Genomic DNA, 255 nt, shown 5'->3' on the forward strand with positions numbered 1-255 from the left:
TCAGGTAGACCACGATGTAGGGCACGCCCACCTGGCGGGCCAGCAGGATGTGCTCGCGGGTCTGGGGCATGGGACCGTCCGCCGCGGATACTACCAGGATGGAACCGTCCATCTGGGCGGCGCCGGTAATCATGTTCTTGACGTAGTCGGCGTGGCCCGGGCAGTCCACGTGCGCGTAGTGCCGTTTCTCGGTCTCGTATTCCACGTGCGCGGTGTTGATGGTGATGCCGCGCTCTCTTTCTTCCGGGGCGTTGT

At 64.3% G+C, this 255-nt stretch carries 1 protein-coding gene; it reads right to left on the bottom strand.

Annotated features, from left to right (window positions below; genetic code table 11):
* The coding region (locus IT084_RS17905) for a GTP-binding protein (protein WP_243277065.1) at window positions 1–255 on the bottom strand (255 nt) is incomplete at both ends.

The sequence above is a fragment of the Desulfallas sp. Bu1-1 genome, assembly GCF_015594625.1.
GTDB lineage: Bacteria > Bacillota > Desulfotomaculia > Desulfotomaculales > Desulfallaceae > JADNRQ01.